19 protein-coding genes, 1 tRNA gene and 1 pseudogene are annotated in these 17811 nt (G+C 70.7%); 10 read left to right on the top strand and 11 right to left on the bottom strand.

The annotated features are described in order from the left end of the window. The 6 genes and pseudogenes from ACE3O1_RS02030 to pstB all read left to right on the top strand — a co-directional run. Nucleotides 1-417: pseudogene (locus ACE3O1_RS02030) on the top strand (RNA degradosome polyphosphate kinase); the annotation flags it as partial. Then, nucleotides 414-1352, top strand: a complete 939-nt coding sequence (locus ACE3O1_RS02025; RefSeq protein ID WP_374311905.1) for an NUDIX domain-containing protein — start codon at nt 414-416, stop codon at nt 1350-1352. The pseudogene ACE3O1_RS02030 and the gene ACE3O1_RS02025, both read left to right, overlap by 4 nt. A gap of 188 nt (nt 1353-1540) precedes the next feature. Then, nucleotides 1541-2653: a phosphate ABC transporter substrate-binding protein PstS gene (locus ACE3O1_RS02020; protein ID WP_374311903.1), complete on the top strand. Its 1113-nt coding sequence runs from the start codon at nt 1541-1543 to the stop codon at nt 2651-2653. Nucleotides 2654-2724: 71 nt separating this feature from the next. After that, nucleotides 2725-3669 carry a phosphate ABC transporter permease subunit PstC gene (gene pstC, locus ACE3O1_RS02015; protein WP_374311901.1) on the top strand — a complete coding sequence of 315 codons (945 nt, stop codon included), beginning with the start codon at nt 2725-2727 and terminating at the stop codon, nt 3667-3669. A gap of 1 nt (nt 3670) precedes the next feature. Next, nucleotides 3671-4780, top strand: a complete 1110-nt coding sequence (gene pstA, locus ACE3O1_RS02010; RefSeq protein ID WP_374311899.1) for a phosphate ABC transporter permease PstA — start codon at nt 3671-3673, stop codon at nt 4778-4780. 40 nt (nt 4781-4820) lie between these two features. Continuing rightward, entirely contained in the window at nt 4821-5600 is a 780-nt protein-coding gene (gene pstB, locus ACE3O1_RS02005) for a phosphate ABC transporter ATP-binding protein PstB (protein WP_374311897.1), read from the top strand. A gap of 46 nt (nt 5601-5646) precedes the next feature. Here the strand turns inward: pstB and ACE3O1_RS02000 are convergent, their stop codons facing one another. After that, nucleotides 5647-6192: a TetR/AcrR family transcriptional regulator gene (locus tag ACE3O1_RS02000; protein WP_374311895.1), complete on the bottom strand. Its 546-nt coding sequence runs from the start codon at nt 6190-6192 to the stop codon at nt 5647-5649. A 67-nt stretch (nt 6193-6259) separates the two neighbouring features. On the opposite strand from ACE3O1_RS02000, the gene ACE3O1_RS01995 reads away from it, so the two are divergent. Next, nucleotides 6260-6712 carry a DUF2867 domain-containing protein gene (locus tag ACE3O1_RS01995; protein WP_374311893.1) on the top strand — a complete coding sequence of 151 codons (453 nt, stop codon included), beginning with the start codon at nt 6260-6262 and terminating at the stop codon, nt 6710-6712. Nucleotide 6713: 1 nt separating this feature from the next. Here the strand turns inward: ACE3O1_RS01995 and ACE3O1_RS01990 are convergent, their stop codons facing one another. The 6 genes from ACE3O1_RS01990 to sigK all read right to left on the bottom strand — a co-directional run bounded on the left by ACE3O1_RS01990 (nt 6714) and on the right by sigK (nt 11235). Continuing rightward, complete coding sequence (locus tag ACE3O1_RS01990; RefSeq protein WP_374311891.1) at nt 6714-7601, bottom strand: aminodeoxychorismate lyase; 888 nt, start codon at nt 7599-7601, stop codon at nt 6714-6716. Nucleotides 7602-8044: 443 nt separating this feature from the next. Continuing rightward, complete coding sequence (locus ACE3O1_RS01985; RefSeq protein ID WP_374311889.1) at nt 8045-8683, bottom strand: DNA-directed RNA polymerase subunit beta; 639 nt, start codon at nt 8681-8683, stop codon at nt 8045-8047. Between the two features lie 169 nt (nt 8684-8852). After that, a complete protein-coding gene (locus ACE3O1_RS01980) occupies nt 8853-9260 on the bottom strand; it encodes a VOC family protein (RefSeq protein WP_374311887.1) in 408 nt (135 codons plus the stop codon). A gap of 59 nt (nt 9261-9319) precedes the next feature. Further along, nucleotides 9320-9661, bottom strand: a complete 342-nt coding sequence (locus tag ACE3O1_RS01975) for a helix-turn-helix transcriptional regulator (protein ID WP_374311913.1) — start codon at nt 9659-9661, stop codon at nt 9320-9322. 123 nt (nt 9662-9784) lie between these two features. Next, nucleotides 9785-10633, bottom strand: coding sequence for an anti-sigma factor domain-containing protein (locus ACE3O1_RS01970; protein WP_374311911.1), 849 nt, complete (start codon nt 10631-10633; stop codon nt 9785-9787). After that, nucleotides 10633-11235 carry an ECF RNA polymerase sigma factor SigK gene (sigK, locus tag ACE3O1_RS01965; protein WP_374311885.1) on the bottom strand — a complete coding sequence of 201 codons (603 nt, stop codon included), beginning with the start codon at nt 11233-11235 and terminating at the stop codon, nt 10633-10635. Before sigK ends, ACE3O1_RS01970 begins: the two co-directional genes overlap by 1 nt. Before the next feature lie 166 nt (nt 11236-11401). Between sigK and ACE3O1_RS01960 the strand changes: the two genes are divergently transcribed. Further along, nucleotides 11402-12064, top strand: a complete 663-nt coding sequence (locus ACE3O1_RS01960; protein WP_374311883.1) for a fasciclin domain-containing protein — start codon at nt 11402-11404, stop codon at nt 12062-12064. A gap of 166 nt (nt 12065-12230) precedes the next feature. Continuing rightward, entirely contained in the window at nt 12231-13631 is a 1401-nt protein-coding gene (locus ACE3O1_RS01955) for a protein kinase (RefSeq protein WP_374311881.1), read from the top strand. Between the two features lie 43 nt (nt 13632-13674). Here ACE3O1_RS01955 and ACE3O1_RS01950 read toward each other — a convergent pair whose 3' ends face one another. Then, nucleotides 13675-13983, bottom strand: coding sequence for a hypothetical protein (locus ACE3O1_RS01950; RefSeq protein WP_374311879.1), 309 nt, complete (start codon nt 13981-13983; stop codon nt 13675-13677). A gap of 168 nt (nt 13984-14151) precedes the next feature. Between ACE3O1_RS01950 and ACE3O1_RS01945 the strand changes: the two genes are divergently transcribed. Then, a tRNA-Lys gene (locus ACE3O1_RS01945) sits at nt 14152-14223 on the top strand. Between the two features lie 158 nt (nt 14224-14381). Here the strand turns inward: ACE3O1_RS01945 and ACE3O1_RS01940 are convergent. From ACE3O1_RS01940 to ACE3O1_RS01930, 3 genes are read right to left on the bottom strand one after another with little or no spacing between them, the layout of a single operon-like run. Continuing rightward, nucleotides 14382-14927 carry a GNAT family N-acetyltransferase gene (locus tag ACE3O1_RS01940; protein WP_374311877.1) on the bottom strand — a complete coding sequence of 182 codons (546 nt, stop codon included), beginning with the start codon at nt 14925-14927 and terminating at the stop codon, nt 14382-14384. Further along, nucleotides 14920-15498 carry an isochorismatase family protein gene (locus tag ACE3O1_RS01935; protein ID WP_374311875.1) on the bottom strand — a complete coding sequence of 193 codons (579 nt, stop codon included), beginning with the start codon at nt 15496-15498 and terminating at the stop codon, nt 14920-14922. Before ACE3O1_RS01935 ends, ACE3O1_RS01940 begins: the two co-directional genes overlap by 8 nt. Next, nucleotides 15495-17792 (bottom strand): efflux RND transporter permease subunit, encoded by a 2298-nt coding sequence (locus ACE3O1_RS01930; RefSeq protein ID WP_374311873.1) that lies wholly within the window; start codon nt 17790-17792, stop codon nt 15495-15497. The genes ACE3O1_RS01935 and ACE3O1_RS01930 overlap by 4 nt, the downstream gene beginning before the upstream one ends. Between the last annotated feature and the right edge of the window lie 19 nt (nt 17793-17811).

The following is a 17811-nucleotide window of genomic DNA, read 5'->3' as shown; positions in this document are numbered from 1 at the left end:
GGGGTGAAGGTCGACGTGTGGGTGCGCGGCATCTGCTCGCTCAAGCCGGGGGTCCCCGGGATGAGCGAGAACATCCGCGTGCGCAGCATCCTGGGCCGCTACCTCGAGCACTCGCGCATCTTCTCGTTCCACAACGACGGCGATCCGCAGGTCTACATCGGCAGCGCCGACATGATGCACCGCAACCTCGACCGCCGCGTCGAGGCGCTCGTGCGCGTCGTCGCGCCGGGACACGTCAAGGAGCTCGGCGACTTCTTCGACCTCGCGATGAGCGACACCTCCACCTCGTGGCACCTCGGACCCGACGGCGAGTGGACGCGTCACTCGGTCGGCGAGGACGGCAAGATCCTCGTCGACGTGCAGGACCGCACCATGGCCAACGTGCAGCGCCGCCGGCGAGCACGCGCGGTGCGATGACCGAGACCGCGGTCTACGCCGCGGGCGGGGTCGTCTGGCGCGTCGTCGACGGCAAGCTGCGCGTGCTCCTGATCCACCGCACCCGCTACCGCGACATCACGCTCCCCAAGGGCAAGGTCGACCCCGGCGAGATGCTCGCCGAGACCGCCGCGCGCGAGATCTTCGAGGAGACGGGCATCCGGGTCGCCCTCGGGGTGCCGGTGGGGGTCTCGCGCTACCGCCTGCCCAGCAAGCGCACCAAGATCGTGCACTACTGGGCCGCCGAGGCGACGGATGCCGCGATCCGGGCATCCGCGTTCATCCCCAACAAGGAGATCGCGGCCCTCGAATGGATGACGCCCAAGAAGGCGCTCTCCCGGCTGAGCTATCCGGTGGACGTCGAGATCCTCGAGAACTTCCTGCGGCTGGTCGACGAGGGCGTGCTGCGCACCTTCCCGATCATCGCGCTGCGCCACGCCAAAGCGCTCTCCCGCGACGAGTGGCAGGGGACGGATGCCGCGCGCCCGCTCTCGCCGCGCGGCAAGAAGCAGGCGTATTCGATCGTCGGTCCGCTCCTCGCCTTCGGCGCGCAGAAGATCGTGTCGAGCCCCGCCGTCCGGTGCATGAAGACGGTGGCTCCCCTCGCGGCCGCGGTCGGCCGCAAGGTGGACAAGAGCTCTCTCATCGGTCAGGACGCGTGGGAGGTCGGCGAGTCCGACGCGCGCACCGTGATCGGTCAAAGGGTGCGGGCGCGGAAGGCCGCCGTGCTGTGCAGCCACGGCCCCGTGCTGCCCGACATCCTCTCGGAGCTCGCCCTGGCCACGGGCACGCTCCGCGGGTCGTACCTGGGCAGCGCTTCGGCGCTGGAGCCGGGGGCGTTCTCGGTCGCGCACCTCTCGGTCGACAATCCGGGGTCGGGCATCGTGGCGATCGAGACGCACACGCCGAAGGTCTGAGCGCCGAGGGCAGGTGAACGGATGCCCTTCGGGGTGCCGGGATGTCGGCGCCCCGTTCACCTCCCGTTCACCGTCCGAGCGCAGTCTCTTAAGAGTCCGAGCCTACGTTTCAGTGCGAGCCCTGCACCGGGTTCGCTACCCGAAGCCCTCTTGGGCCTCATTTCCCTGACACGTGAAGGATTCACACAGTGAAGATCTCCCGCATCGCCCAGGTGGGCGCTGTCGCCGCAGTCGCGGCCCTCGCCCTCGCCGGCTGCGCCGCCAACGAGACGCCCTCGGGTGGCTCGTCCGGCGAGCCCACCACCTCCGACCTCTCCGGCGCGATCGCCGGTGGCGGCTCGTCCGCGCAGGAGGTCGCCGTCGCGGCGTGGACCGCCGGCTTCCAGACCTCCAACCCGGAGGTCGACGTGACCTACGACCCGGCCGGCTCCGGCGCGGGCCGCGAGTCGTTCCAGGCCGGCGCGTTCCCCTTCGCGGGATCGGACCGCGCGTTCACCATCGAGGAGATCGAGGCGGGTCCCTTCGACGGCTGCGTCGACGGCTCGGGCATCATCGAGGTCCCGACCTACATCTCCCCCATCGCGGTCATCTTCAACATCGAAGGCGTCGACGCGCTCAACCTCGATGCGGCGACGATCGCCGGCCTGTTCTCGGGCGAGATCACGAACTGGAACGACTCGGCGATCGCGGCGCTGAATGCCGATGTCGAGCTTCCCGACCTGGCCGTGACGCCGGTGCACCGCGCCGACGACTCCGGCACCACCGAGAACTTCACCGACTACCTGTTCCAGGCCGCGCCCGACGCGTGGACCGCTGAGCCCGACGGCGTCTGGCCGCTCGACACCGGCGAGGCCGCCCAGGGCACCTCGGGCGTCGTGTCGGCCGTCGCCGGCGGCAACGGAACGATCGGCTATGCTGACGCGTCGCGTGCAGCCGAGGAGGGCCTGTCCACCGCTTCGGTGCAGGTCGGCGACGAGTTCGTCACCTACTCGCCCGAGGCCGCGGCCGCGATCGTCGACGCGTCGCCGTTCGAGGAGGGCCGCGGCGAGGGCGACCTCGCCATCACGCTCGACCGCGCATCCGACGAGGCCGGCGTCTACCCGATCGTGCTCGTGAGCTACATGATCGCGTGCCAGGAGTACGCCGACCCGGCGAATGCGCCGCTCGTCAAGGGCTACCTCCAGTACGTCGCGAGCCCCGCGGGCCAGGACGCCGCTGCGGCCGCGGCCGGCAGCGCGCCGATCTCCGAGGCTCTCGCCGAGCAGATCAACGCCGCGATCGAACTGATCGTCGTCGAGTAAGACCCCGAGACCCGGTTCCGGCATCCGCCGGGACCGGGTCTCACCCCGTTGGACCCGACCAGAAGGACACCATGACCACGACCACCGCCCCCGCCGCGGGCAAGGTCAAGCAGCGGCCGGGCGACCGCTGGTTCTCGGGCACGGCGCTGGCCGCCGGCTCCATGATCCTCGTGACCCTCGCCGCCGTCGCGATCTTCCTCGTCGTCCAGTCCATCCCCGGTCTCACCGCGACCAGCGAGACCGCGTCGATCCTGACGAGCAACTTCTGGGCATACGTCTGGCCGCTGGCATTCGGCACCGTGTGGGCCTCGTTCCTCGCGCTGCTCATGGCCGTGCCGCTCGCCGTGTCGGTGGCCCTCTTCATCTCGCACTACGCGCCGCGCCGCCTCGCGCAGAGCCTCGGCTACGTGGTCGACCTCCTGGCCGCGGTCCCTTCCGTCGTCTTCGGCCTCTGGGGGATTCTGGTGCTCGCCCCCGCCGTCCAGCCTGTCTACGCGTGGCTGAACGAGAACATGGGCTGGTTCCCGCTGTTCGGCGGCACCGTCTCCGCGACAGGTCGCACGATCTTCACCGCCGCCATCGTGCTCGCCGTCATGGTCGTGCCGATCATCACCGCCATCTGCCGCGAGATCTTCCTGCAGACGCCGGTGCTCCACGAGGAGGCCGCGCTCGCCCTGGGTGCGACCCGCTGGGAGATGATCCGCATGGCCGTCTTCCCCTTCGGCCGCAGCGGCATCGTCTCTGCCTCGATGCTGGGCCTCGGCCGCGCGCTCGGCGAGACGATGGCCGTCGCCATGGTCCTCTCCGCGACCGGCGTGATCACCTTCCAGCTCTTCACGTCCGAGAACCCCAGCACGATCCCCGCGAACATCGCGCTGACCTTCCCCGAGGCCTACGGGACGAACATCAACGTCCTCATCGCCACGGGTCTCATCCTCTTCATCGTCACCTTCGCCGTGAACGCGGTCGCACGCTGGATCGTCAGCCGGCGCAAGGAATTCTCGGGAGCCAACTGACATGACCATCGTGACTGCTCCCCCGTCGCAGAACGCTCCCGAGACCCTGGTGCGCGAGCACCAGCGGCTCACCAGCGGACATCTCCCGACCTGGGCGCCCTGGGGCCTGCTCGTCGCGAGCGGCGGGATCACCGCGCTCGTGTTCGGGGTGATGGCGCTCGCCGCCGGCACCGAGTTCAGCATCGCCGGCTGGGCGGTCGTCACGGCGCTCGTCTATCTGGTCCTCATCCTGGTGATCTCGAGCGTGGTCGAGGGGCGCCGCAAGGGCGTCGACCGTCTCGTCACGGGCGTCGTCACCGTCGCGTTCGGCGTCGCCATGGTGCCCCTCGTCTCCGTCGCCTGGACGGTGCTCGTCAACGGCATCGCTGGCCTGTCAGCGGAGTTCTTCAACAGCTCGATGCGCAACGTGGTCGGCGAAGGCGGCGGCGCGCTGCACGCGATCGTCGGCACGCTCCTCATCACGCTCGCGGCGGCGATCATCTCGATCCCGATCGGCATCTTCACCGCGATCTACCTCGTGGAGTACGGTGCCGGCAAGCGGATCGCGCAGGGCATCACGTTCCTCGTCGACGTCATGACCGGCATCCCGTCGATCGTCGCCGGTCTGTTCGCATACGCCCTGTTCGCCCTGTTCTTCGGGCCTGGCATCCGCATGGGCATCATGGGCTCGATCGCGCTGTCGGTGCTGATGATCCCGGTCGTGGTCCGCTCCAGCGAGGAGATGCTGCGGCTCGTGCCCAACGAGCTGCGCGAGGCCGCGTACGCGCTCGGCGTGCCGAAGTGGCTGACCATCGCGAAGGTCGTGATCCCGACATCCATCGCCGGCATCACGACCGGCGTCATGCTGTCGATCTCGCGCGTCATCGGCGAGACGGCCCCGCTGCTGCTGACCGCCGGGGTCGCGACATCCATGAACTACAACCTGTTCGAGGGCCGGATGATGACCCTGCCGGTCTTCGCGTACACGCAGTACATGTACGCGGGCATCCCGGTGCAGGCTTACCACGACCGTGCGTGGGCCGCCGCGCTCGTGCTCATCGTCATCGTGATGGTGCTCAATCTCGTCGCGCGACTGGTCGCGAAGATCTTCTCCCCCAAGCTGGGCCGCTGAGCGCGCCCCCGAAACTTCCCGAAGCGAAATCAGAGGAATCGTGTCCAAGAGCATCGAAGTCAACGATCTGAACGTCTACTACGGCGACTTCCTGGCCGTGGAGGGCGTCTCGCTCGACATCGAACCCCGCAGCGTCACCGCCTTCATCGGCCCGTCGGGCTGCGGCAAGTCGACGTTCCTGCGCACCCTGAACCGCATGCACGAGGTCATCCCGGGCGCCCGCGTCGAAGGTCAGGTGCTGCTCGACGGCGACGACCTGTACGGCGCGAACGTCGACCCGGTGCTCGTGCGCCGTCAGGTGGGCATGGTGTTCCAGCGCCCCAACCCGTTTCCCACGATGTCGATCCGCGAGAACGTGCTGGCGGGCGTCAAGCTCAACAACAAGCGCATCTCGAAGTCCGACAGCGACGCTCTCGTCGAGAAGTCCCTCCAGGGCGCCAACCTCTGGAACGAGGTCAAGGACCGCCTCGACAAGCCGGGGTCGGGCCTCTCCGGCGGACAGCAGCAGCGTCTGTGCATCGCCCGCGCGATCGCGGTCTCGCCCGAGGTCATCCTCATGGACGAGCCGTGCTCGGCGCTGGACCCGATCTCGACCTACGCGATCGAGGAGCTGATCGGCGAGCTCAAGCACGACTACACGGTCGTCATCGTCACCCACAACATGCAGCAGGCCTCGCGCGTGAGCGACCGGACGGCGTTCTTCAACATCGCCGGCACCGGCAAGCCCGGGAAGCTCATCGAGTACGACGACACCAAGTCGATCTTCACGACCCCGTCCGTGCAGGCCACCGAGGACTACGTCTCCGGCCGATTCGGTTGAGCGTCGCTCGCGAGGACCCCTGCCTTCGGACGGGGGTCTTCGTGATTCAGGAGGCGCCGGAGGCGAGGGCGTGCAGCGTGTCCACCAGCGAGCGAGGATCGGATGCGGCATCCCACCCGCCTGACACGAGCTGCTGGTAGCCGATCACAGCTGAGACGATGATCACGGCGCGGCGGCGCGCCTCGTCGGGGGCGATCCCGGATGCCTCCACCAGCGAGGCGAGGTAGGCGACGCGCCGCTCCGTCACGGCGGAGACGACGGCGCGGACCGGGCCGGTCGCATCGGCGTACAGCGTGCGCTCCCCCGATCGGCGCCCCGTGCGGCGCGCGATGAGCTCGAGGAGTGCCGGCAGGCGAGCCGATGCGGGCTGGACGCGCTCCACCTCGTCGATCAGGTGCTCGGTCTCGAGCTCGCGCCAGCGGCCGAGGACGGCGTCGACCAGTTCGCGCCGGTCGGCGAAGTGCCAGTAGAACGAGCCCTTCGTGGCGCCGAGGGCGCGCGCCACGGGCTCGACGGCGACTGCCGTGATGCCGGCGGCGCTGAAGCTCTCGTACCCGGCGGCGATCCAGTCCTCACGGGTGAGCCTTGCCATTTCCGTACCGTACCGTATAGTCTCGCCTTCACGCACCATACGGATGCGTATGGCTCTCGGAGGCGGGATGAGGCAACCGGCGTTCTGGTCGCTCGCTTTGGCTGACATCAGCGACCCCGACTACACCCACGTGTGGATCGACGTGCTCCCCGCGCACGCCACGGCCGATCCGGCGGCGTGGGCGCGCAACCTCTTCTCGCGCGCCGCGCTCCCCCGCTGGCTGGCCGCCGCGGTCGTCGTCGGATCGATGCTGCGCCGCGAGCGGCCACGCTGCGACGCCTTCGCCGTGCGGCGCGTCGAGGGCGAGGAGGCCCTCGTGTCGGTCGATGCGCGCCGCGTCGACATGCGCGTCGGGATCGGCGTGGACGAGGAGCGCGCGCTCGTGCGTGTCGTGACCGCCATGCGGTTCAAGGGGCGCGGCGGGAGGCTGTGGTCGCTGCCGCTGCGGCTGTCGCTCGCCGTGCTCATGCGGGGCATGATCGCGCGCGCCCGCCGCGAACTGTCGGGCGTCACCCGCTGACTCAGTCCCGCGGGCTCAGCAGATACTCGTTGAAGGAAGCGGTCAGCGCGCGGTCGACCGCAAGCTCGGCGCCGTCGATGGCCGAGATCGGAGCCGCCAGACGCACGCTCGACAGCAGCCACGCGGCATCCGCTTCGGTCAGCGCCGAGACGGGGATCGTCTCGTACGCGGTCTCAAGACCGAGCTCTTCGAGATGCGCGAAGAGGCTCAACTGGGTCGTGCCGTGAAGGATGCCGGCATTCGGCGCCGGCGTGACGAAGCGGCCGCCCACCCGCAGGACGAGGGAGGCCGTCGGCGCCTCGAGCACGAAGCCGTCGGAGGTGACGAAGACGGCGTCGTCGGCGCCGCGCCGCTTCGCCTCGCGGATCGCGGCCATGTTGACCGCGTACGACAGCGTCTTCGCGCCGAGGAGCAGCCAGGGGGCCCGGGCAGGGGTGTCGATCGCGTAGCCCCGATCGAGCGTGACCACCCGCACGCCGCGCTCGCGCGGGACGGAGTTGTCCGGCGCCTGAGCCGCCGTCACCCATGCCGTGGGTGCCGGTCCGTGCTCGACGCCGCGGCTCAGGATGAGCTTGATCACGCCCTCTCCCTCCGGCGGGCAGTGGGCGGCCGCAGCGGCCACAGCCTGGCGCCACTGCGCGAGGTTCGGCGCGGGGAGGTCGCACAGCGACGCGGAGTGGGCGAGGCGCTCCAGGTGGGGCACGACCTCCTGCGCGTGGCCGTTCACGACGCCGATCGACTCGAAGATCCCGTCGCCCCGCTGCGTGCTGAGCTCGCCCACGCTCAGCGCCGGCGCCGCCGGATCGATCTCACGGAACGTCGGCGCGAAGTCGTCGCGGAGGTCGTCGGATGCCGCGGGTTCGAGCACGAGTGCGAAGCGCCAGGTCATGTCAAGAGCCTACGGCCGGGAATGCCCGGCGCCCCGCCTCGGTTACACTGGATCGGCCGGGCCGCAGTAACCCCGGGCTCCATCTTCTGCCGCTGCGAGCGGCCTCGCGCCGAGAGGCGTTCTGCGGCCCGGCACTTCTGACGCGGCGCGGATCGATGCGAGCGCAGCCCGCGTCGATGCGCGCCGGGTCACGGTTGAGTAAGCGCGCAGCGCCGTATCGAACCACACGGCCGCCCGCCCCTGCCGCTCCGGCCGCCCGCCCCTGCCGCCCCGGCCACCCGCGCCCGCCCCGGCCACCCGCGCCCGGCGCATAACTCCTGCAGTTTGGGAGGTTCGGCGGGCGAGCAGGGCGATATCCGGCCCGCAGCGGCGAAACTGCAGGAGTTATGCGCCGCTCAGACAGCGCCGGCGCCGCCTGAGAACGGCGATCCGGGATGCGCCGTTCAGGTCAGGGCGTCCCGCCGCCACAGCGCGGCGCACGCGGACAGGTCGGCGGCGTAATCCGAGAGCCGCAGCGCGCGCGTCGTCAGCACGGATCCCCGCTCCGGCTCGGTCGGGTCGTAATCGTCGGCGAGGTGCGTGGCGCCGGCCGCCTGGACGCGGCAGAATGCGGCCGCGCGGTCCAGCGCGACGGCGAAGTCCCCCTCGAAGAGACCCCGCAGGATCTGGTCGATGAGCGCCACGAGCTCGTCGGGTCCGGCCGGCGTCGGGGCTCCGGCGACGACCTCGTCCGCCGAGATGAGCTCGGCGCGGCCGCGCTCGTACAGCAGCGCCGCCGTCCTCGCATCGTCGTGGATCATCAGCTGCAGCAGGTACAGCCGCCAGAGCGCGCCGGGGAGGGTCTTCGCGGGCGAGCGGGACCACAGCTCGGCGATGTCGTCGATGCCGTGCTCGTCGGTGAACGCCACCAGGCGATCCACGACCTGCCCGTCGGGGTCGGCCCTCACGCGGGTGAGCAGGGCGTGCGCGGTCGAATGCGCGACGCGCGACACCTCGGCGGGGTCGTCGGCCGCGAACAGCCGGTCGAACAGCTCCGCCGGCCGGCGGACGGGCTTGTGGAAGCCGCGGTACTCGTCGCTCACCCCGTCAAGGCTACCGGCCTCCTCGGCACCGCTGGCCGGTGCGCGTCGACGCCGCCCCGAACGGAGGACATCTCAGCGGGAGAGCGGCGGGATGCGGCATCCGATGCGTCGACCGCGCCTTCAGCCCTGCTCCCTGGGCGCACAGCGGCGTCCCACGGCAGGCACATCGTCACACCTGGTTGATGCGGATGTGGTTGCCCGACGGGTCGCGGAACGCGCAGTCGCGCGGACCCCACGCCTGCTCGATGGGCTCCTGGAGCACTTCCGCGCCGAATGCCCGCAGGCGCTCGAACGTGGCGTCGATGTCGGTCGTCGAGAAGACGTACGGGCCGGGACCCGACCCCTTCACGACGAGGCGCTGCAGCGCATCGCCGTCCTCGGGCGAGCGGCCGGCGAGCGGATCGGACACGACGAGCGAGAGGCCCTCCTGTCCGGCCAGGCCGAAGCTCACCCAGCGGTGGCCGTCGTAGGCGACGTCGTTGACGATCTCGAGTCCGAGTCCGTCGCGATAGAACGGGATCGCGGCCTCGACGTCGTCGACGGTGATGGGACAGTAGGCGAGAGAGATGCTGGTCATGGATGCCACGCTAGATCAGGCCCCGCGGCCGTGCTTCTCCGATCCTGCTGGATCGCCCCTCACCGCCGCGGGCGCGTGAGGATCTTCGCGACGCACAGCGGCATCGCCTCGGCGGCGTCGTGGGGCCGCGACCGGTAGGAGCTCGGCGTCTCGCCGACGATCTCGGTGAACGTCGAGCTGAACGAGCCCAGCGACGTCGCACCGACGGCGGTGCAGGCATCCGTCACCGAGGCTCCCGCGCGCAGCAGCGCCATCGCGCGCTCGATGCGCCGCGTCATGAGGTACGCATACGGGGTCTCGCCGTACGCGGACTTGAACTCCCGGGAGAAGTGCGCGGGCGACATGAGCGCCTTCGCAGCCATCGTGGGCACGTCGAGAGGCTCGGCGTAGTCGCGGTCCATGAGGTCGCGTGCGCGGCGCAGGTGCACGAGAGTGTCGGTCGACTGAGGGGCGGATGCCACGCCCTCACGCTACCGCTCGTGCACCCCCACCGGCTCGGTCGGTCGGGCCCAGCCGTTCGGGGCTCAGGCGGTCGGGATCTGGACGATCGGCTCGGAGGACGGCTGGCCGTCCGGCGATCCGCCCTCGGGCTCGACCGTCACGGCGATGACGTCGCCGGCCTCCAGCGCGCCCTCGAGCAGGGTCGTCGAGCCGCCGTCCGCGGTCGGCTCGAACGTGCCCGCAGAGAGCGCCTCGCCGTCGCGGACGAACCACAGCTCGAAGCTCTGGTCCTCGGCGATCTCCGGGAGCCCCGTCGAGACCAGCACCGCCTTGCCGACCGACTCCGACCAGTGGGCGGTCATCGTGCCGCCGTCCTCGAGGTCGGCGGTGGCCGCCTGCGAGTCGGGGGCCGCCTCGATCTGCTGGAGGGCCGCCGTCTCGGGCGTGCGGTTGACGTACTCGTTGACCGTCGCCGCCCCGAAGCCCAGGACCACGAGGATCACGAGCGATGCCGCCAGCGTGAGGAGGCCGCGCGTCCAGTTGCGCCGTGAGATTGCCTGGATGGCTGTCGTCGTCGGCGCGGGATCGACGACCGGGGTGTCGCCGGGGACATCCGGTGCAGCGACGACGGGTTCCGCGGCGGCCACGGGATCGGCGGCCACGGGATCGGCGGCTGCGGCGGCCGCGGCGTCGATGTCAGGCAGTTGCGGCATCGTGGCGATGCGCGAGAGCAGGTTGGAGCGGAGGGTGAGCGGAGGTGCGGCGGAGGGAACGCCGTCGGCCAGAGCGTCGATGGTCGCGGCATCCGCCTCGATCCAGTGCTCCCATTCGGGGTGCGCGGCTCGCGCGGCGTCGAACGTGCGGCGATCGTCGGGCGACAGCGCGTCCAGCGCGTAACCGGCCGCCAGCTCGGCGAACTCCTTCTCGTCCATCACGCGGTCACCCCCATCTCTGCCCTCAGGCGGGACAAGCCGTCCCGCATCCTCGTCTTGATCGTCCCCAGTGGAGCGCCCACCAGTGCGGCGATCTCGCTCTGACTGTAACCGCCGTAGTACGCCAGGGTGAGGGCCTCGCGCTGCACTTCGGGCAACGCGGTGAGAGCGGCCGCGACCTTCTCGCCCTCGATGCGGAGCTCGACCTGCTCGGCCACTCCGTCATGTGGGACGTCGAGGTTGCGGAAGCCCGCACGGACGTCGCGATCCGTGCTCGCCTGCGCCGACCGCACGCGGTCGACGGCACGGCGATGCGCGATCGTGAGCACCCAGGACCTTCCCTGGCCTCTGTTCGGAGCGAAGCGGGAGGCGGATTGCCATACCTCGAGGAAGACCTCCTGCAGGACCTCCTCGCTCTGGGCCCGGTCGACGAGCACGCGCAGGATGAGTCCGAAGACGCGCGGCGAGATGAGGTCGTAGACCCGGGCGAACGCCGCCTGGTCGCCGCGCGCGACGCGCTGGAGCAGCTCTCCGACATGGTCGACGGGTTCGGCGCCGTCCTCCGGCACGTCGATCCCGTCGATCACCATGCCTTCCAGCATGCCGTACTCCCGGCCCGCTCCCCGGCATCGTTCGTCGCGATCCGGTTCCAATCCGTTTCGCGAGGCCTTCCGAACAGCCCGTGTAGCCGCTCCTGCGGCGCCACACCCCCGCACCGCGGGGCCCTGCAGATCACGGTCCACACCGGACCTCGAAGAGGAGAAAGTCATGTCCCGCATCACCAGGAAGCGCGTCTCGGCCGGTCTCGCCCTCGCACTCGCAGCCACCTTCGCCCTGTCGGCCTGTTCGATGGGCGGAACCGCCGCACCCTCCGAGGAGCCCTCGACCCCCGCGATGGAGGAGACCGAGGAGCCCATGGAGGAGATGGACCCGGCGGCCAACCTCGTCGGTCCCGGCTGCGCCGACTACGCGGAGGCCGTTCCGGACGGCGCCGGCTCGGTCGCAGGCATGGCGCAGGATCCGGTCGCCACGGCGGCTTCGAACAACCCGCTCCTGACGACGCTCGTCGCGGCGGTGAGCGGTCAGCTCAACCCCGAGGTCGACCTGGTCGACACGCTGAACGGTGACGAGTTCACCGTCTTCGCACCCGTCGACGAGGCCTTCGCCGCCATCGACCCGGCCACGATCGAAGCGCTCAAGACCGACACCGAGACGCTCACGTCGATCCTGACGTACCACGTGGTCCCCGGCCAGGTCGCACCCGCCGACATCCCCGGCACCCACACCACCGTGCAGGGTGCCGACCTCGAGGTGACCGGAGAGGGCGACGCCCTCATGGTCAACGGCGCGAACGTCATCTGCGGCGGCGTGCAGACCGCCAACGCGACCGTGTACCTCATCGACTCGGTGCTGATGCCTCCCGCTCAGTAACCGACCCGCCGGCTCCGGCCGGTTCGGGGGCGGCGTGGCCGCCGGTGCCTGGCGAGGTGCACCGGCGGCCTCGTCGCTGTATGCACGGATGCCGCGCGCGCGTCAAGGCCGTCGTCGCTCGGCCTGCGCGGGCGTAATGTCGGATCCCGTTCGGCCCGACCGTTCGATGCCCCCCGTCGACGGCGAGACCGGCGGGAGGACCATGTCGGATCTGCGCGAAGCCGGCGAGCTGTCGACCGGCGAGATTCTGGACCATCGCTACGTGCTGCGCGAGCGCATCGGCGAGGGCGGGATGGCGCGGGTGTACCGCGCCGACGACGAAGCGCTCGGACGCGCCGTCGCGATCAAGGTGCTGAGAGACGTCGACGCGATCGGATCTCTCGACCGCGCGAGGTCCGAGACGACGCTGCTCGCATCCCTCAACCACCACGGGCTCGTGACCCTGTTCGACGCGCACATCAGCGACGACACGGTCAGCTATCTGGTGATGGAGTACGTCGAGGGGATCACGCTGCGCGAGCGGATCGCGCAGGGGCCGATCCCTCCCCCGCAGGTCGCCTCGATCGCCGTCGACCTGGCGGAGGCGCTGCACGTCGCACACTCGGCCGGGATCGTCCACCGCGACATCAAGCCGTCCAACGTGCTGCTGTGGAAGTCGCCGCTGCCGGGCCGCGAGTGGCGGGCGAAGCTCGCCGACTTCGGGATCGCGCACCTCCTCGACTCCGCCCGCGTGACCACGCCGGGAATGATCATCGGAACGGTCGCCTACGTCGCGCCGGAACAGGCACGCGGCGACGCCCCCGCTCCCCCGGCCGACATCTATGCCCTCGGCCTGCTGCTCATGGAGGCGCTCACCGGAGAGCGGCCGTTCGCCGACGCGGAGGGGATCGGCGCGGTCATGGCCCGTCTCGCCGCCCCGCCGGAGGTTCCGGGCTCGCTCGAGCCGGAGTGGCGCGGCCTGCTGCGCGGCATGACCGCCATGCGGCCGGAGGACCGGCCGTCGGCGCTCGAAGTGGCCATCACCGCCGAGCGGCTGGCGCTCGGGGAAGCGCCGCTGCCGGCATCCCTCGCCGACGAGCCGACCCAGCAGGCGGCCATCCTCGACACCGGCCCGACGCGCCTGCTGCCCGCTGCGGCTGCAGTGGAGGGCGGGGTCACGGCGCCGATCGCTCCCCCTCTCCCGCCCGCGGTGCCGCCGGCGGGCGCTCTTCCGACCGCTGCGCCTCCGGCCTCCGATGACCAGCGACCGCGGACCAGGCTGATCGCGATCATCGTCGCAGCGCTGCTGGTGATCGGCGTGGCCACGGCCGCACTCTGGTGGTCGGCTCAGATGGGCGCGGACGGCAGCGAGCCCCAGCCCAGCCCGAGTGTGGTCGACACCCCAGAACCCCAGCCGAGCGAGACTCCGGCCGACACCCCGGCACCCGCGGAGGAGGAGGGCGCTGGGGACGATGGCGGCGCGGGAACCGGCAACGACAACAGCGGCCCCGGCAACAACAACGGGAACGGCAACGGCGGCGGAAACAGCGGGAACGGCAACGGCGGCGGAAACGGCAACGGACCCTGAGGGTCTTCTCTGCTGGTCTCCGCGAGCGAACGAGGCGGTGGCGCTACTCGACGCCTCTCATCGCCCGTGAGCGCCAGTTGTCACCGCCACGCTCGAGCGTGACGATCGCGTGGCAGTTCCGGCAGCGCACGTCGCACTTGGCAATCTCCTCGGCCAGCTTCGGGATGCTGAACCCCTCCTTCACCATCGCCATGACGTCCTTGCGCTTGGCGGTTCCTGGTCGGTGGTCGAAGTCGAGGACGCGAAGGTCGCCGAGGCCGCAGTCGACGCACGGGTGGGCGCGCAGGTACCCGACGAGGAATTCCTTGGCCTCCACCCGTCGCTTCGCGGTTCGCTCGACGATGAGGCGCACGTGCCGTTCACGGTTGCGCGCGTAATAGGCACGCGAGGATGCTCGGCTGCACTCGCGGCAGACCTCCTGCAGCCCATCCGCCCGCGATGCCTTTCGATTGAATTCCGCGAGTGGCTTAGACTGCCGACAGGTGCCGCAGAGTTTCGTCACGCCGCTCTCGCTCCTTCCGCCCCCGTAGCTCAGAGGCAGAGCAACCGGCTTTTAACCGGTGGGTCGAGATATCGTAATTCTCCGGGGGCACAACCGTTCTACCGCCCGCTTCCGACATGACGACGTCGTCGAGTCACCCCTCAGCTCAGCGCAGAGCGCGCCGTCCGCCGGGCGTGCGCGCTGAGGTCGGCACCCCGCCGGGCGAGGAACTCCTCGAGCCGCGCCGGACGGCGCCGGCCGTGAGCGGCTCAGGCATCGTCGATGGGTCGGGACATCTCGAGCTCCCGGCCGTTCTGGCCCACGATCGTGCCGCCGGTCGGGACGAAGCCCAGCCCCGCGTAGGCGGCGCGAGCACGCGCGTTGTCCTCGTGGACGTCGAGGAACAGGATGTCGCACCCGCGCGCGCCCGCCCACTCCGACGCCGCCGAGACCAGTCGGGCGAGGACACCGCGGCCGCGCTGCTCGGGGGCGACGTACACAGCGACCAGGAGCGCTGTGCCCGCCTCGCGGACGCGCCCGAAGTAGTCGGGCAGGGCGGGTTCGGGCACGAGGGCCGTCGCCGTGCCGACCCACGCGGATCCGAGCTCCGCGACGAACTGCGCCGTCGAGGACGACAGCGCTGCGGTCGCCGCTCGCTCGTCCCAGAAGGAGCCGGGCCGCGCAGCGGCGGCCTCGTGGGTCTCGAGGAACGCGATCCCCGCCGCCGGATCCTGCAGCGCCTCGAGGCGCAGCGCGCGCACCCGCGAGCCCTCGCCGGCGAGCACTCGCCGTACCCGCACCGGGGCGTCAGACACCGGACTCGGCGAGCTCGGCTCCGGCGTGGGCGAGTTCGGCGAGCGCGGCGTCGCTCGATGCGGCCGCGACCCCGGCGACGAGGTCGGTCAGCACGCGCACGCGGCGGCCGTGCTCGATCGCGTCGAGCGCCGACGCCCGCACGCAGTAGTCGGTGGCGATCCCGGCGATGTCGACGTCGACCACGCCGTTCTCCTCGAGGAGGTGCGCGACCGTCTCGCCGTCGTCGGTCGTGCCCTCGAACAGCGAGTACGCCGGGCGACCCTGCCCCTTCTTGACGTGGTGCGTCACCGCCCCGGTGTCGAGGCCGGGGTCGTAGTCGGCGCCCTCGGTGCCGCTCACGCAGTGCACCGGCCACGAGTCCACGAAGTCGGGTTCCGGGTGGAAGTGCCCGCCGTTGTCGTTGTGGGCGTCGTGCCAGTCGCGCGAGGCCACGATCACGGCGTAGTCGCCGGCATGACCTTCGAGGAATCGGGTGATCCGCTCGGCGACGGCGTCGCCGCCCTCGACCCCGAGCGCCCCGCCCTCGGTGAAGTCGTTCTGCACGTCGACGATGAACAGCGCCTTGCTCATGACTCGAGCGTACGCCTGTACTCCTCTCGTGTGAGCGGATGCCCGTCCTCGGCCACGTTCGCCGGCTCGTCCTCCGCCGCGCGGCCGGGCGCGGCATCCGCTCGTGTCTCCACACCCTGGCGCCACAGCTTCGACGGCCACCAGATCGCCCGGCCGATGTCGTACGAGAGAGCGGGGACGAGCAGCGAGCGCACGACGAACGTGTCCAGGAGCACGCCGAAGGCCACGATGAACGCGATCTGCGCGAGGAACAGGATGGGGATGACCCCGAGCGCCGCGAAGGTCGCCGCCAGCACGAGTCCAGCCGACGTGATGACGCCGCCGGTGGCGACCAGCCCTCGCAGGATGCCGGGTCTCGTGCCGTGCGGGACAGACTCCTCCCTCACCCGCGACATCAGGAAGATGTTGTAGTCCACGCCCAGCGCGACGAGGAAGACGAACCCGTAGAGCGGCACCGCGGGGTCGGCACCCGGGAAGGCGAAGATCCCGTCGAAGACGAGCGCGGCCACTCCGAGCGAGGTCGCGAACGAGAGGATCACGGTCGCGATGAGCAGCACCGGCGCGAGGATCGACCGCAGCAGCAGCATGAGGATCAGCAGGATCACCAGCAGGATCACCGGGATGATCACGGTGCGGTCGCGGATGGACGTGTCGTTCGAGTCGATGTCGGTCGCCGTCTCGCCGCCGACGATCGCCGTCCCCGCGCCGAGCGCCTCGTCGAGGTCGGTGCGCAGCTCGCGCACGGTTTCCTCGGCGGCGACGGAGTCTGCCGCGTCGGTCAGGGTTCCGATCACGAGCACGTCGCCCTCCGACACGGTCGGCTCCGGGGCGGGGGTGCCCGGCGGGCCCACCGCGGTGAATACCGGCTCGCCGTCCTCGACCTCGACGGCGGCCTGGCCGGTCGGCGAATCCTCGGATGCCACCGCCGCGGACTCGATGCCGTCGCTGGCCTCCAGGATCTCGACCGTGCCGGCGAGGTCCGCCTCGGGGACGATCACGTAGGCGGGGCTGCCCGATCCTGCCGGGAAGTGCTCCGCCAGGACCGCCTGCCCGTCGCGCGCCTCGGACTCGCCCAGCACGAGATCGCTCGAGGGGACGCCGTCGGCCTTCAGCTGCGTGATGCCCACCGCGCCGACGAGCAGCACCACCGTGCAGACGATCCACACCGCGCGGGCGTGCTGTGCGACGAAGCGCGCCTGACGGGGCCAGAGCCCCTTCACCGGCTGGGTGAGGTCGTCGGGGATGGTGGGGATCGGCTGCGTGGGGATGAACGGCCAGAACGCCGTCCGGCCGAACAGCGCCAGGAGCGCCGGGAGGAACGTCAGCGCCGAGAGGACCGAGAACGCGATGCCGATCGAGGCGATCGGTCCGAGTGCCCGGTTGGTCGCGAGGTCGGAGAGCAGCAGGCAGAGCAGTCCCGCGATGACCGTGCCGCCCGAGGCCAGGATCGGCTCGAACGAGCCGCGCCAGGCGCGCAGCGTGGCATCCCACCGCTTCTCGCCGTCGGCGATCGCCTCGCGGAACCGCGCCACGTACAGCAGCGCATAGTCGGTCGCCGCGCCGATCACGAGGATGAAGAGGATGCCCTGCACCTGGCCGTTGAGCACGAAGATCCCGGCGTAGGCGAGCCACCAGACCGTCAGCAGCGCGACGCACAGCGCGAACACCGAGGTCAGCAGCACGAGCACCGGGAGCAGCGGCGAGCGGTAGACGATGATCAGGATCACGAACACCGCGATGAGCGCGACGGCCAGGAGCAGTCCGTCGATGCCGAGGAATCCGGCCACGAGATCGGCCGTGAATCCCGCAGGGCCGGTCACCCAGCCCTCGAGGGGCGAGGCGAGGTCCTCGACGACGAGTGCCCGGATCTCGTCGACGATCTCGGCGACCTCGCCCGATGCGTCGACCGGGGCGAAGATCTGCGCGGCCTCGCCGTCCTCCGACACGATCGGCGGCGAAACTCCGTCGAGGACACCGTCGAGCTCGGCGATGTCGTCCGCCAGCGTCTGAACATCGGCCAGCTGCTCCTCCGTGAGGTCGCCGTCGCCGGTGACGACCACCACCGCGGGGATGCTGTCATCCCCGAGGAACTCCGGCAGCCGCTCGTTCACCTGCGTCGCGTCCGCGCTCTCGGGCAGGAAGGACGACCGGTCGTTGGAGGACACCTCGTCGACCTTGCCGAAGTACGGGCCGCCGACGGACCCGACGACCAGCCAGACGAGCACGAGCACAGCCGGAATGCCGATGCGCAGCCACCGAGTGGGAGTGCGACGGGCGTGGTGGGGGTTCGCCATGTCGCTAGCTTATCTAGCG

The sequence above is a fragment of the Microbacterium sp. genome, from assembly GCF_041909575.1.
Taxonomy (GTDB): Bacteria; Actinomycetota; Actinomycetes; order Actinomycetales; family Microbacteriaceae; genus Microbacterium.
Note: the sequence above shows the minus strand (reverse complement) of the source record. Positions and strands in the feature narration are given on the sequence as shown.

Excerpts from the sequence above, each read along its gene's own strand:
- ACE3O1_RS01960 (WP_374311883.1), top strand. The coding sequence starts at position 11,402 with ATGTCCCGCATCACCAGGAAGCGCGTCTCGGCCGGTCTCGCCCTCGCA.
- ACE3O1_RS01980 (WP_374311887.1), bottom strand. The coding sequence starts at position 9,260 with ATGACCAGCATCTCTCTCGCCTACTGTCCCATCACCGTCGACGACGTC.
- pstC (WP_374311901.1), top strand. The coding sequence starts at position 2,725 with ATGACCACGACCACCGCCCCCGCCGCGGGCAAGGTCAAGCAGCGGCCG.
- ACE3O1_RS01970 (WP_374311911.1), bottom strand. The coding sequence starts at position 10,633 with ATGGACGAGAAGGAGTTCGCCGAGCTGGCGGCCGGTTACGCGCTGGAC.
- ACE3O1_RS01930 (WP_374311873.1), bottom strand. The coding sequence starts at position 17,792 with ATGGCGAACCCCCACCACGCCCGTCGCACTCCCACTCGGTGGCTGCGC.
- ACE3O1_RS02025 (WP_374311905.1), top strand. The coding sequence starts at position 414 with ATGACCGAGACCGCGGTCTACGCCGCGGGCGGGGTCGTCTGGCGCGTC.
- pstA (WP_374311899.1), top strand. The coding sequence starts at position 3,671 with ATGACCATCGTGACTGCTCCCCCGTCGCAGAACGCTCCCGAGACCCTG.
- ACE3O1_RS01955 (WP_374311881.1), top strand. The coding sequence starts at position 12,231 with ATGCCCCCCGTCGACGGCGAGACCGGCGGGAGGACCATGTCGGATCTG.
- ACE3O1_RS01990 (WP_374311891.1), bottom strand. The coding sequence starts at position 7,601 with ATGACCTGGCGCTTCGCACTCGTGCTCGAACCCGCGGCATCCGACGAC.
- ACE3O1_RS01935 (WP_374311875.1), bottom strand. The coding sequence starts at position 15,498 with ATGAGCAAGGCGCTGTTCATCGTCGACGTGCAGAACGACTTCACCGAG.
- ACE3O1_RS01975 (WP_374311913.1), bottom strand. The coding sequence starts at position 9,661 with ATGGACCGCGACTACGCCGAGCCTCTCGACGTGCCCACGATGGCTGCG.
- ACE3O1_RS02000 (WP_374311895.1), bottom strand. The coding sequence starts at position 6,192 with ATGGCAAGGCTCACCCGTGAGGACTGGATCGCCGCCGGGTACGAGAGC.
- sigK (WP_374311885.1), bottom strand. The coding sequence starts at position 11,235 with ATGCTGGAAGGCATGGTGATCGACGGGATCGACGTGCCGGAGGACGGC.
- ACE3O1_RS01995 (WP_374311893.1), top strand. The coding sequence starts at position 6,260 with ATGAGGCAACCGGCGTTCTGGTCGCTCGCTTTGGCTGACATCAGCGAC.